This window comes from Peribacillus sp. R9-11, assembly GCF_031345095.1.
GTDB lineage: Bacteria > Bacillota > Bacilli > Bacillales > DSM-1321 > Peribacillus > Peribacillus butanolivorans.
Window position 1 is genome coordinate 3,088,102 of record NZ_CP133763.1, and the last position, 14,033, is coordinate 3,102,134.

9 protein-coding genes and 1 pseudogene are annotated in these 14,033 nt (G+C 36.9%); 3 read left to right on the top strand and 7 right to left on the bottom strand.

Annotated features, from left to right (window positions below; translation table 11 throughout):
* The first annotated feature begins 957 nt into the window (after positions 1-957).
* Complete coding sequence (locus RE409_RS15025; RefSeq protein WP_309559280.1) at positions 958-2,076, top strand: NAD(P)/FAD-dependent oxidoreductase; 1,119 nt, start codon at positions 958-960, stop codon at positions 2,074-2,076.
* A gap of 562 nt (positions 2,077-2,638) precedes the next feature.
* Here the strand turns inward: RE409_RS15025 and RE409_RS15030 are convergent.
* The 4 genes from RE409_RS15030 to RE409_RS15045 all read right to left on the bottom strand — a co-directional run bounded on the left by RE409_RS15030 (position 2,639) and on the right by RE409_RS15045 (position 6,960).
* The gene (locus RE409_RS15030; RefSeq protein WP_201185020.1) at positions 2,639-4,030 is read right to left on the bottom strand and encodes a purine-cytosine permease family protein; all 1,392 of its coding nucleotides are present in this window, start codon (positions 4,028-4,030) and stop codon (positions 2,639-2,641) included.
* 130 nt (positions 4,031-4,160) lie between these two features.
* Entirely contained in the window at positions 4,161-5,147 is a 987-nt protein-coding gene (gene speB / locus RE409_RS15035) for an agmatinase (RefSeq protein WP_201185021.1), read from the bottom strand.
* A gap of 99 nt (positions 5,148-5,246) precedes the next feature.
* A complete protein-coding gene (locus RE409_RS15040) occupies positions 5,247-6,611 on the bottom strand; it encodes a sigma-54 interaction domain-containing protein (protein WP_309557755.1) in 1,365 nt (454 codons plus the stop codon).
* 208 nt (positions 6,612-6,819) lie between these two features.
* A complete protein-coding gene (locus RE409_RS15045) occupies positions 6,820-6,960 on the bottom strand; it encodes a hypothetical protein (protein WP_309557756.1) in 141 nt (46 codons plus the stop codon).
* 118 nt (positions 6,961-7,078) lie between these two features.
* On the opposite strand from RE409_RS15045, the pseudogene RE409_RS15050 reads away from it, so the two are divergent.
* Positions 7,079-7,192 (top strand): annotated as a pseudogene (locus RE409_RS15050) (YjcZ family sporulation protein); the annotation flags it as partial.
* Between the two features lie 1,081 nt (positions 7,193-8,273).
* Here the strand turns inward: RE409_RS15050 and RE409_RS15055 are convergent.
* The gene (locus tag RE409_RS15055; RefSeq protein ID WP_201250837.1) at positions 8,274-9,233 is read right to left on the bottom strand and encodes a D-2-hydroxyacid dehydrogenase; all 960 of its coding nucleotides are present in this window, start codon (positions 9,231-9,233) and stop codon (positions 8,274-8,276) included.
* Positions 9,234-9,329: 96 nt separating this feature from the next.
* The gene (locus RE409_RS15060; protein WP_056529834.1) at positions 9,330-9,956 is read right to left on the bottom strand and encodes a fumarylacetoacetate hydrolase family protein; all 627 of its coding nucleotides are present in this window, start codon (positions 9,954-9,956) and stop codon (positions 9,330-9,332) included.
* A gap of 919 nt (positions 9,957-10,875) precedes the next feature.
* Here RE409_RS15060 and RE409_RS15065 point away from each other — a divergent pair.
* The gene (locus RE409_RS15065) at positions 10,876-12,111 is read left to right on the top strand and encodes an IS110 family RNA-guided transposase (RefSeq protein ID WP_309557757.1); all 1,236 of its coding nucleotides are present in this window, start codon (positions 10,876-10,878) and stop codon (positions 12,109-12,111) included.
* A gap of 418 nt (positions 12,112-12,529) precedes the next feature.
* Here RE409_RS15065 and RE409_RS15070 read toward each other — a convergent pair whose 3' ends face one another.
* Positions 12,530-14,023: an aldehyde dehydrogenase family protein gene (locus RE409_RS15070; RefSeq protein WP_201224289.1), complete on the bottom strand. Its 1,494-nt coding sequence runs from the start codon at positions 14,021-14,023 to the stop codon at positions 12,530-12,532.
* Positions 14,024-14,033: the final 10 nt, after the last annotated feature.

The window sequence follows — 14,033 nt, forward strand, 5'->3', positions numbered from 1 at the left end:
TTTATTTTCCAAATTGGGGTATAATTCTTTCGCTTTTGTATTACAAATGTGTTGGATCCAACCACAGAAGCTACCTGAGTTGAAAAGGAAGTTTTTGTGGTTTTTTATATTTGTTCATAAGATAATTAAAGCTCTTTTTTTGATCTGACAAATATCGGTGGCCGCATTAACGTTCATTATTTCCCAATTCCCTGCCCATTTAAAAAGCACTTGTTATCATGACAGGCTAAATCTCTTTGGAAACGCAAACCATGTTTGGGGTAATACTATAATTTGAAACATCTAAATGGTTTACTGCAATTGCCTCTGTTACCAGCCTTAAAAAGTTGGGCAGGGGTATCTTTGTTTTTGCGTTAGTACTGCCCTAGTACCCCAAGTGATAATGATTTGAATGGGAGTAGATTGCTTTTTACACTCGATAAACACCGTTCATAAAAGTGTACTTTTACGGAAAGTAGCAATAATGCTATACCGCCCTTTTCGGAAATTTTATACGCTAAGAGAATTACAACAAAGTAGCCGTTTCGGCTGCTCTCCTTTTGTCTTTTATTCTTTTGATCTTTCAATCCTGATTTTCCGGTTTTCGGCTCGTTGGTATGGTGGCCTTAGCCGTAAATGGAACAGGAATCTACGGAATGTAGGCGTGAGCCGTACAGTCCGTGGTTATCAGTCCGAAGCGACACATACGGAATGACAGAAAGATGCTTTTTTTATCAAGACCTAAATTGTAAAAAGTTATAAAAATAAAGGGTGATACATATTAGACATGTTTAATATGTATCACCCTTTAACTTCTTGTTCGACTAAAGCGCACGATTATTGAATATTAAAAAATCTCAAGAGCTACAACAAATAAGTTATAAAACGCCTTAAATATATTTAAACGTGTAGAAATAAAACATAAATAGGCATGGTTTAGAAAAAACTAAAGAAAAAAGTGGAAGTGAAGTGAATGCGATGCGTATCGTTGTTATTGGTAGTGGATTTGGAGGGTTAAATGCTGTTGTTGAGATTAGAAAAAAATTAAAACATTCTCAACATGAGATCACCGTTATTTCTGATAAGGAAGAATTTATTTTTCGTCCATCACTAATTTGGCTTCCATTTCACAAACATAGTATTAAAAAGCTCTCCTTTCCACTTCGTCCAACATTTGAAAAGATCGGTGTTAGGTTCATTGAAAAAAGTGTTAAATCACTTATGCCAAAACAAAATTATGTGATATGTAATGATGATGTAATCATTGAGTACGATTATTTAATACTTGCATCAGGCGCTTCTCCTGACTGGGCAAGAATAAAAGGATTAGAAGGAAAAAGTGCATCTATCTATGATGTATCATCTGCTCTTAAAACAAGAAAAAAGCTTGAAGAAATGGAAGAAGGTGAACCAATTGTTATAGGAGTTGCGCAGGAGAATCCGAACCAAGGTATTGCTTATGAGTTTTTATTTGAGTTGGATGCATATCTCAAAGAGCGTCGTATCAAATGCCCCATGACGTTTTTCACATATGAAAAAGAGCTATTTGACGGAAATGGAAAAGAGCCGACAGAGAAGCTTGAAGTATTAATGGCGGAAAAACAGATACCGTACTACTGTAATGTTTCTATTGAACAGGTTGATGATGGAAAGGTCTATTTGAATAACGGAGAACGACTTCCTTATTCATTTTTACTCGTTTTGCCTCCTTATAAAGGAAAGGAATGTATTCTATCATCGAAAGATTTTGAGCATGAAAATGGCATCCTACCTGTTCATGAAACTCTCCAATCCGTTCAATGGGAAAATATTTATGTTGTTGGTGATGCAAATAATATCAAAGGAACAAAAACAGGGCGTGCTGCTGAGCTCCAGGGCGAACTTGCTGTTGAAAATATTGTCAAACAAATGCATCATGAACCACTTCGATCATTCCAACACGAAACACTTTATTTTATGGAGCTTGGAAAAGAAGGTGCTATGTTTATTATGAATAAACCGTCTAAACAAGGAACATTAACATGCACAACGAGTGGCATTATGCCACATATGATGAAGCGAGCGTTTGAAAGTTATTACTTACTTAAATTCAGCTAACTTTATTATTATCTTTCTGTCAATCGTATCTGATTTTTATACATCGTTAATAAATCAATATTACAGGACACTCTGGTACTCCTGATGGCTGTATAAAAAGTGGGGTTTTATCCAACCTATTATTCCATTAAATGGCCCTTTAATGAAATAATATGACTAACGTTTTTAAACAACATATTAATAATGTGTAGCAACTTTATTTACTGGTTTAAACATCTTTATTGCCATTTAACAACAGTAATTTAATGTTTAATGTATTTTTCATGTTGTAGCTACTGTCAAAAAGAAAACTTAATGACACGTTGGAAAACAGGTAATATTCCGTGTGTCATTAAGTATGTTTTTTCATTTTGAAACATTTCATATTATTGATATACTTTTTGACATAGATTAATAGTTTTTGGAGGGAGTGGCTATTTTTGCATCCAGATCCCCTTAACGTTGTATATCCGCGTTTTGCTAACGGTACCCCCATAAGAAAAAGAGTTGCCGAAGCAACTCCCATAATGAAATAAAGGACTTAACTAAAATGTGTCCATGAAACTATGCTTACTCCACTGTATTACCTAAGAAGATTTGTAGTTTTGCTCTCACTGAGTGAAACTTTTGGTGAATGATATAATTTTCTTTTCATCATTACATAGTAGAGTAAAGATGGAACAATCAGCCCTACAATCCATGCAAGATCAGCACCCCCTAAAGATTGGGCAATCGGGCCGACATAGATAGATGTATTGATAAAAGGTATTTCAACGATGATGGATATTAAAAATGAAAAGGTTGTAATCCAATTTACCTTTCCATACTGCCCGTTTAAATCAAACATGTCCTTAATATTGTACTCTCCCCTTCGAAGTACATAATAATCAACGAGATTTATGGCCGTCCAGGGGATTAAAAAGTAACTGATCAACAAAATAAAGTTGGTGAAATACTCCAAGAAATTCCCTTTTCCGATTATTGTTAATAAAGTTCCAATAATAGTGATACCTAAGACAAAAAACATTCTTACTTTTGGAGATACCTTTAATTTTGTAAAAGGCTCAATCGTTGATACTGTTGACATGAAAGAACCGTACAAATTAAACACGTTGATAGAGAGTTGGCCTAAAAAAATGGCCAGAAGCATAATAAACACAAATCGATTACCAAGCAATTGAGACAAATAAGTCCCGGAGTTTTCAAGGTAACCAGGAATGGCAACAGCTAAAAGGACTCCTAATAGCATCATCCATACGGTTCCTATGACTGATCCTGCGTACGTATACCAGAATGTTTTAGCTGGAGGGGTGTCAATCGGTAAATACCTCGAGTAGTCTGCAACATACGGAGCAAATGAGAGCTGCCAGGTAGCTACAATACTAACGCATAACATGAAAGTTGAAAATTCAAATCCAGCCGGAGACCAGCTTTCTGCTGGTATTGGCAAATTGAATACGACTATTGTCGCAGCTAAGAATATGATAAAAAAGAACCATGATAAATATTTCTGCATTTTATGAATTAAGTCATGACCTATCATCGTAACGATGAAAGTGATGCCATTCATAATAATAATACTCCATGTCAAATCAATTGATAATGAGTTGCTCAAGACTTGAGCACCTAGCAAACCGCTGCTCGCAAAGAATCCTAAGTACATAAATATGACAAGTATTAAGGGAATCACAGCACCAATAACACCAAATTGCGCCCGGCTTTGTATCATTTGAGGAATACCAAGTTTTGGTCCTTGCGCGGAGTGCGAGGCCATAAAAATGGCTCCGAGTAAATTTCCAGTAATAATTGCCATTACACTCCAGAAAAGATTTAATCCAAAACTAATGCATAAGGCTCCTGTAACTAGAGTGGTCAAATGCATTTGGGCACCAAACCAAACTGGGAATAGCCCTCTTGCTTTCCCATGCCGTTCATTTTCGGGAATATACTCAATGCTCCTTGTCTCTACTTTCATAGACACCCCTCCGGTTCTTTTTTGTAAGTTCCCTGTGATACGTCCGTCGAATCGATTGAAAAGATTTACATAGAAAGTCGTTTTCTATGTAAATCTAAGAGCCAAATAAACCAATGACATATTTTCTAAGTCATAAGGAAATTTTTTCTGTTTTAGTAGCACTCACTATTTCTCTTTCTTTTAAAATAAAACTCATTAAGTCTAAAGTAAGCCGTGCTGCTACTTGTCCAGTCATACCCGCATGGTCATATGGAGGTGCTACTTCGACCATATCAAACCCAATGACCTGCCCCCTTTTCGCAATCCCTTCGAGTAATTCATTTACTTCATCATAAATGAGACCGCCTGGAGAAGGGGTTCCCGTTGCAGGAGCTATCGAAGGATCCAAACCATCAATATCAATGGTAATGAAATAGCGTTCCCCGGCTGGAATTTGTTCTAAAACGCTTTCTATTCCCATTTTTCTCATTTGACGCGGTGATAATATAACACTTCCATATTCTCTTGCAGCATCGACATCTTCCTTTTTGCTGCTACTGATTCCTCGAATACCAAACTGAAAAATCTTATCCACATGATCCATTTCAGACAAACGACGTATGCAGCTTCCATGACCATACCGTTGCCCTGAGCGATGATCTGCCCAATCCAAATGAGCATCTATTTGAATAACATGGAAAGGTCCCGCTTCAGCTAATCCCTTTCCTACTGGAATCGTAATAGAGTGATCGCCACCTAAAATAACCGGCATCGCCCCTTTTGAAACGATTTTTTTTATTGCTTCTTCTGTATTCTCCATACACTGCAGTAAATCTCCATGTACCATATCCACATCGCCACAATCAACAACTTTCCAATCAGGACCTAAATACATAATATCTTTTTCGATATCATAGGCACCGTCTAATCCGAAGCTATATAATGTAGATCCTTCACGTATTCCACGCGGCCCCATTCTCGCTCCTGATTTCCATTGTGTACCCATATCATTTGGAACACCAATGACAGCTACATCTGCATCAAGTTGATCGAGGTCAGTACAAATCGGGTATTTTCCAAACGTACAGATTCCTGTAAAGGGAAGATTAAGAAAATCTTTTTCTTTTCTATTAGACATGTTAATTGCCTCCTTCAAAATGTAATTACACTCAAATAAAAGCAATTTCCATGCCATTTTGAAAAGTCAGTATTCATGAGAGGATATAGTCAAAAGTGACTAGCGCTCTTCTATGTACTTTTGTATCTTTCTATTTGCTGTAGACTGGCTAATATTCAATTTTTCTGCAAGCTTAATACTACTTGGGTATTTTTGATACATGCGCATAATAAACTCCTTTTCGATAGATTCCATATACTTTTGCAAAGTGGTTTCTTTCATTCTCTTTTCTGAAAATTGTTCAAAATCTTCACCATCAAACTCGAGGTCAATCTCATCTTCGCCCGAGGTGATAACTGCTTTTTCAATAAAATTACGCAACTCTCTAATATTACCCTTCCATACTTGTTGACCGAGCCAGGCAAGCATGGCTGGTGTAAACCGTTTATTCATGTCATATTTCTTATTCATTTCTTTCGTTATATCGAAAATCAAGGATAGGATTTCGTCCTTTCTCTCCCTAAGAGGAGGGATAATAATTTTAACAATATTTATACGATAATAAAGATCTTCCCTGAACTGCTTTGCATTTACAAGTTCTTCTAAATTTTGATTCGTGGCACAAATTATTCTGCAAGAAAGCTGAACAGATTTATTCCCGCCTATTCTCATCAATGATTTGTTTTGTAAAACAGACAATAATTTCACTTGAAGGTTCATTGGGAGCTCTCCAATTTCATCTAAGATTAACGTCCCTTCCCCCGCAGCTTCAAAATACCCTTGTTTTCCACCCTTTTTTGCACCTGTAAAAGCACCTTCTTCGTATCCGAATAATTCAGACTCAATTAATGATTCCGGTATGGCGCCACAGTTTACTTCAATAAAAGGGTGAATGCTTCTTTTGGACATTTCATGAATCATTCGTGCGATTCGGTTTTTACCGACCCCCGACTCGCCAACTAACAAAACAGTTACATCCAAATCTGTTACTTTTGAAATGACATCAAGTACTTTTCCCATTTTTTCATTATTAGGAAAATATGTGTTAATAGCCTGTTTTTTTAATTTTTCAATTTCTTTTTTGTATAACTGCACAGCTTTTGCAACCTGTTCGTTTTCATTTTTTAAGTATTCAAATTCTGTTATGTCCCTTGAGAAACTAAGTGCTCCAATCAAAATTCCTTTGTCATCATAGATAGGATAGCCAGAGATGATAGTTTTCCTATTATGTATAGTTTCTTGAATAAGGGTTTCTTTTCTTGCGCTTCTCAATACATTCGCAATGACGGAGGGAGAAAACACGCCATCTTTTTCGAGGTCAAAGATATTTTGATGCATTTTTGGTTTACATGAAATTCCAAACATTTTTTCGGTGGTTTGACTTGTGTATAAAATATTACCCAATGCGTCAGCAATAAAGATTTCATCAAAAGAATGTTCCAAAATATGTTTTAAAAGTATAGAAACGTCTTCTCTTAAATCCATGGTTTACCTCCTAGTCATTTCTGATTATCCATTATTCATAATTGACTGATAATTAAATCTATTCTAATACTAGCACAAAAATTAAATAAGCATTAATAACAGGTTACATCAGATAGTTCCCTACATTGCAAAGCAATAGAGTCGGTCTTTTATTAATGGAAAACCTTTTTTTAATGGGCTTCGGCGTCTCTGCATCGTAAGGGGGTTGTTAAGATCCACCAGTAGAGTGTGGGACATCTGAGATTGTGCCGGATGGGGGCGGATGTAGCTTTGAAACAAATAATTTCAAAAGGCCGCCTTTCCGATCTTCTGCTAACGCACCTGTCAGCTCATTAAGAGGTACCTCCAACATTTTATCCTATGAACAGAGGTGGAGACCTTTGTGTCATTTTACTAATTAGAGCATAAGGTGATATAACCCATTTAATTAATTTCCTCCTTAAAAACAAATAAGGAGAGGTTTCTGTATGTCAGGTTGTGAATCAAGATGTGACGACGGTATTGGATTTGGTGGAGGTTTCGCCTTTATAGTCGTTTTGTTTATACTCTTAATCATTGTTGGAGCTAGCTTTGTTGGTGGATGCGGCGGCGATTACGGATATGGAGCCTGTTGTTAAAAATAGTATGAAAAAAATTGAAGTTGGACAAAGGCTTCGTTTACTAAGCAGTAAATCGGTAACTGCTCGTTTCCATCTATATCGGAAGCTAATTCCTTCCAGATTTTGAAGTATTAATTGATTGCTTCGTATTTTTACTAGCGGAGGCCTAAGTTGAAGATCCGGCTACTATTGGCCGGAATTGTTCGTCTGGGGAAAAGCGATTAAAAACTATGATGCGTACCTACGAGAAAAGGTAAAATCGCCCTTACTAGATGTTCATGAAGCGATGAATCAAGAATGTAGATTAGGCCGATGAAAAAAATTTTTTAGAAATTTTCAGATAGGAAAAATAGTGTCTGAAGATGTAGATTAGTCTACAAATCTACTCGTCTACATGTAGATTGAAAAATTAGAAAACGAAAAAATCCTTTTTGAATAAAGAATTTAAGAGGTCTATAATCGTCAGTAATTATTGTTTCGCACAAATAAAAAAGCCATTCCCCTAATGTTTTAAGGGACAGGAATGGCTCTCAACAAAATATAGCTGCTCAATTGTCTAGTAAACAATAAAGCAATGGTAAAGTAAATGCCGTTCTACTAAAAAGTAGACAGACGTTGGTAATGTTGACCAAACTTCTATAAGGGGTCCCACCATCTTTTTGGCTAAAATGTACGCTAAGCGTTGAATTCTTGGAATAACAACAAAGTACCAATAACGTTCGTTTATGGTACTGTTCAAGATAAGCTAAATTTAGTATGGAAGTTAGTTCTAAAAGGCATTTCAAAATCAAAGTGCCTTTATGGAACTGCCTTAGCGTACGGAAATTTATCATTTTTATTGTCGAATAATGCTTTGCGTACAGTATAACTGCTAACAAAAATTAGCCCATTTGAGTCTAATTATTTCTATGGTAGTGAATTCAAAGCAAGTGAAGTTTTTAACTTTGTCCTAGAAGTCTTTCTCAACGGTTGTTTAACAAAAGGAAAATCTGAAGAGATAATAGACGACATGAATAAACCGTTTTGAATGAATTGATTCAAAGCGGTTTATTCATGCTTCTAGTTAATATCCTCGTTTCCGATCTACCAATCCATGTAACGGCTGTTCACTTAAAAATCGCTTTAAATTTCCAATAAAAAAACTGCTTACGCCTTCAATAGTACTCGGTCCTGACAGATGAGAAGTGACATATACATTCGGCATTGTCCAGAAGACATGGTCTTTAGGTAACGGTTCTGTCTCAAAAACATCAAGGATGGCTGTCTGAAGATGTCCTGATTGCATAACAGATATTAAATTCTCTTCATCAATTAATAATCCACGGCCAACATTGATAAGACAAGCTTTTGGTTTCATTGCTAAAAGGAGGTCCCTAGTCATAATATGATGTGTGGAATCTGTTAAAGGAAGGGTTAGGACCAAATAATCTAGATCTTTTACAAATTCACTCAATTGATCTGGAGTAAAGTGACAGTCCACTAATGATGCTTGTTTTCCGCTAAAGCTTAATCCATGTACATTCATATCAAACACTCGAGCTTTACGTACAATTTCGGCACCAATCGATCCGAGTCCGGCTACCCCGATTGTTTTCCCTTTCAGAGTTTCAGAAATGAAAGGATCCCATCTCCGTTCCATTTGTGATTGTCTCATACGGGGATTGTCTTTCACTATGTACAAGAGAAACGAAAATACATATTCAGAAATATAAGTACCAAATTGGTTGACAATTCGGGTTAATATAATGCTCTCAGGTATAGATTTGTCTTCAATTAAATCATTGACTCCGGCTCCCATTGACTGAAACCAGCGGACAGATGAGGCAATTGGTTTACTTAGTAGATGTGTGGGGAAGTTCCATCCCAAAATAACTTCAGTACCAGGTAAATATTTTTCAACTTCATCCAAAGTTGTAGCTGTCTTTACTGACATAAACCCATCATTGCGAATACTTTCAGCATAAGTCTCAACATCTGTTTGCATAGGGCTAAAGACAAGAATATTAGGTTGGATTATACTCATTAAATCGCTCCTTTTTAAATACAAATACGCCACACAGCGAGATCTAGAATCTCATATTATGATAAATTTAATAGTTAAAAATATAAGAAAACTGAATTAAGCTAATTTAATACAACATTCACCGAGAACTTTATTATCCCATACCAAAGATAAATGATCTCCGTCTAAAACTGGTCCAACTCCTTCAGGTGTTCCCGTAAAGATTATGTCACCTTCACCCAATCCAAAGTGTAGGGCCGTGAAATCCACGATTGTCTGCAAATCAAAAATCATATTTTTAATATTTCCTTGCTGAACCTTCTCCCCATTTTTAATTAGCATGAAATCTACTTTTTTTATTTCTTCTATTCCTGGAAAAACAACGAATTCACTCACAATAGCCGAATTAGGGAACCCTTTTGCAAGTAACCATGGATGCCCCTTTTTCTTAAGTTCACTTTGAACTTCCCGTAAAGTAAAATCGATCCCAATCCCCATACTTTCTATCACTTCATCTACCTTCATGCCTACTTCATGTTGTCTTCCAATCTTTATGACAAGTTCAGTTTCAAAATGGACAGAACCACGATTGCCAGGCAGGTAAATCTCTTGACCATTTGCTTCCATGTAGGCATGGGTAGGCTTAGAAAATAGAAATGGGGAAGTAGGTACCTCATTATTTAATTCCTTTGCATGTGCTACGTAGTTTCGACCAACGCAATAAATATTTCTAATCTCATTCATGTTCTTTTCCCCTTTCTATAAATGTAGTGTTATAGCTTTTAATTCTAAAATGTTACTCTTTATCTAAGTTTCTCGTTAGAAAATAAGAGACAGTGTATGCCAATGTCTTTATTGTAACACACAAAAAAATCTAATAATTATGTGTAAAGACTACGAATAAGCGAATAGAAGACATGCATTGTTAAAGTCTTGAGCTCTGGCTACATGTTTGAATTTTGCGATACCGACACCGACAAAAAGTGTTTCAGAAGTAATTTAAGAGATTTTTTTATTTTGGTTATACTTCATATTTGGCCTCCTGGTTTTGATGTATTTATCCGTTTCGCTGGCGAGCTTTGGGACACTTCCATCATATCAAGAGGTCTTTTTGTGTTCAAATCTCATTTTCATTCATAACAGGAAAACTGCCCCTTTAATTGAAGAAATAAATTGTTTAGATTTCTTTTATCAATCGCCTATCCAAAAAAGGACTACCCCAGCTATAAAAAGAAAAGGGAACATTATAGTTATCCAACAAATGCTGTACTTCGATTTATTTGGTTTCTTGATACTTAGAAAAATAGCTATTATTATTCCAATTACTAAAATAATTACTGCGTATGTCATCTCTCATCCTCCTCCCTTAACGTGAATTACCATGAAATCCCAATAGATTGTCGAACTATCCTGCCCCGATCGTATTATAAAGGTCAGCCAGTTATTTCTGGTTGAACAATTTTTTTATCGATATATGATAACGGTAGCCGGGGTAGAACGTTCCTGCCCGTGGGGCTTGGACCCCGTCAACTAAACAGTTCGCCCCCTACTTGTAGAAACATGATTTGGCTGGTTGGGACTAGATCTCGTATAACAAGCGAAGCTATGATACTACAAGAAGGATTTAGGGGTACCGGCAATATTCTTTAGGAGGAGATAATAAATGAATCCAGTAGTTGGTCTGGATGTAGCGAAAGGTGAAAGTCAGGTTCAAGCATTCTTGGAGAAGAAGAAGCCTTATAAAAGAAGTTTTAAAGTAGCACATACCATTGAAGGACTAGAGAGCTTACACCAATATCTTAGAGAGATAGAAAACGTAACAGGAATTCGACCTCCGGTCGTTTTAGAGTCTACTGGGCATTATCATACGCCCGTTGTACAGTATTTTGAGGAGAGAGGTTACTTATTAATTATCGTTAACCCACTCATTTCTTATCGTGCGAAGAGCTCTAGTTTACGGAAAGTAAAGACAGATTTAATCGATGCACGTCACCTCTGCGAGCTGTACTATAAAGAGGATTTAGAGCCTTATAAAAAACGAGGGATACAACTCTTAAATCTTCGTAATCTTTCAAGACAACATGCAAATATAACAGGTATCTATGTACAAACAAAACTACAGTTTCAGGCTGTTCTTGATCAAGTATTTCCTGAATATAGAGGGGTTTTTGGAGATTTGTATTCGGTTGTTTCTTTGCTTACTCTATTAGAATTCCCTACTTCTGAAGACATATCAGCAGTCGATGAAGAAACTGTAGCAAATAGGATTAATGAACTTTGTCCAAGTCGTTCTAGAAAGTGGGCGAATACACAGGCAGAGAAACTTATGGCTGCCTCAGCTCGAAATCCTTTTCAGAGAACTTTATATCAGAGTCACATTTTAAGCCTAGAGATGTATATAAAAATGCTTCTAGAATACCAAAAGCACCTATCCAAATTGGAAGAAGAGATAAATGCTTTGGCAAAAGAAATTGAAGAATATAAGATTATCCAATCCATCCCTGGTATCGGTGAAAAAATCGCTACAACGATTATTTCTGAAATTGGAGAGATTGATCGGTTTAATCACCCTAAAAAACTAGTGGCATTTGCCGGAATTGATCCAAGTATCTTTGAATCAGGTAAATTTAAAGGCTCAGTAAATCGGATTACCAAAAGAGGTTCTGGTAGACTACGCCATGCCTTATATATGGCAGTTCGTTGTGCCATTCGTGATTGTCGCAAGAAGAAAACGACAGATGAAATCATCCCTCGGAACAAAAGATTACGAGAGTTCTATGATAAGAAACGTGAAGAAGGAAAGCCCTTTAAAGTAGCTGTGATAGCATGTGCCAATAAGCTTCTACAATGGATTTATGCACTATTACAAAATAACTCGACTTTCCAAGATCTAACCTAGTTTAAAAGTATAACTAAATAGCACAAAACTTTCCAAATATAGTTCATTGGAAGGTTATTTAGCATGCACAAATTTAGTATAGCATGAAATATTTTAAGTTTTCATTGAAAAATGTTGACTAACTATTAGCTGGTTTAGTTATATAAAGAAGTTAATGCCTTAAAGACAGCTCTGATCTTCAGGCCCGTTTGTGGAATAATTATCTTCTTAATAAGCTTATGTATGATTTTAAACTGGATCTAAAATACATATAGTTGCCCTCAGTTATTAATAAGATTAAGAAATATTAAGAACATCTTTAACTTCCTTTTTGAGGGCTTTAAAAGGTTTATCGACAATTTGAAAAAAACCTAATCCGTATTTGGATTAGGTTTTTTGATTTGATTAAATTGATTGCTACTTCTCAAATTATATATACTTAATTTGGAAACCAGCCGACCGGCTTTACATCGAGATTAATGTTGATTTGTTTAATTTCTTGGTATTCGTCTAAGCCGTATTTTCCTAAACTGCGTCCAATCCCGCTCTGTTTGTAACCGCCCCATGGCGCCTCGACATATGTGGGATGATAATCATTTACCCATGTAATGCCTGCCCGTACTTTCTTGATCACACGAAGTCCTTTAGCCCCATCGTTAGAGAAAACGCCGCCTGCAAGACCGTAGTCTGTATCATTTGCAAGTTTAATAGCTTCTTCTTCATCTTTAAACTTTTGGATGACAACAACTGGACCAAAGATTTCCTCTTGTACGATGCGCATGTCAGGTGTTACATCGGTGAAGACAGTCGGTGCAATGAAGAATCCTTTGTCAAGGCCCTCATCAACAAGACGGTAACCGCCTGCTGCAAGTGTCGCACCTTCCTGTTTCCCGATTTCAATATAGTTCAAAATGCTATTCATTTGCGCTTCGCTGACAATTGCCCCCATATTACTGTCTTCTGCAAGGCCAGGTCCAACTTTGATTTTATTTGCGCGTTCCACATAGCGTTTTACATATTCATCATAAATACTTTCTTCAACTAGAATTCGGCTACCTGATGAACATACTTGACCGGCACCGAAGAAGATGCCAAATAATCCGTAATCGACGGCTGTCTCTAAATCTGCATCTGCAAAAACGATGTTAGGCGATTTACCGCCAAGCTCAAGGGAAATTTTCTTTAAGTTGCCCGCGGCCGCTTTCATGATAGAGCGGCCAACATCCGTACTTCCTGTAAATGAAACAATGTCAACATCCTTACTTTCTGCAATGGTCTGACCGACAACAGTGCCGCGGCCCATCACCATATTAGCCACACCTTTAGGGATACCTACTTCCTCTAGGATTTCAAATAATTTCATTGCTGTTACAGGTGTCAATTCAGCCGGTTTATATACAATGGTGTTACCTGCCGCAAGGGCGGGTGCGATTTTCCAGACACTCATTAAAAGAGGGAAATTCCAAGGTACAATCAAACCGGCTACACCTACTGGCTCACGAACAACCATCGCTTGCACGGGACCGGGAACTTGGTAAGTTTCACCTTCTGGATGAAGGATTAAGCCAGCGTAGTAACGGAAACACGCGGCGGCATCGGCAATATCGAAGCCCGCCTCTGCTTTAAGTTTCCCGTTGTCCATTGTTTCAAGAATCGTTAACTCTTCCGCACGTTCATCAATTTTATCCGCAATTTTATATAGGTAGGAAGCACGCTCCTGTGCTGTTAGACCTGACCAGATTCCACTTTCAAAAGCTGCTTTCGCTACTGAGATTGCATTTTCTGTATCTTCCTTGGTAGCACGCGGAGCCCTTGCAATGACTTCCTGTGTTGCAGGATTAATTACCGGGATTACTTCATATGAAGATGAGGTCTGCCACTTACCGTCGATGTAATTTTTAAGCTCTAAAACTGCCGTTTCTAAAATTGTCATGTTTTATGCC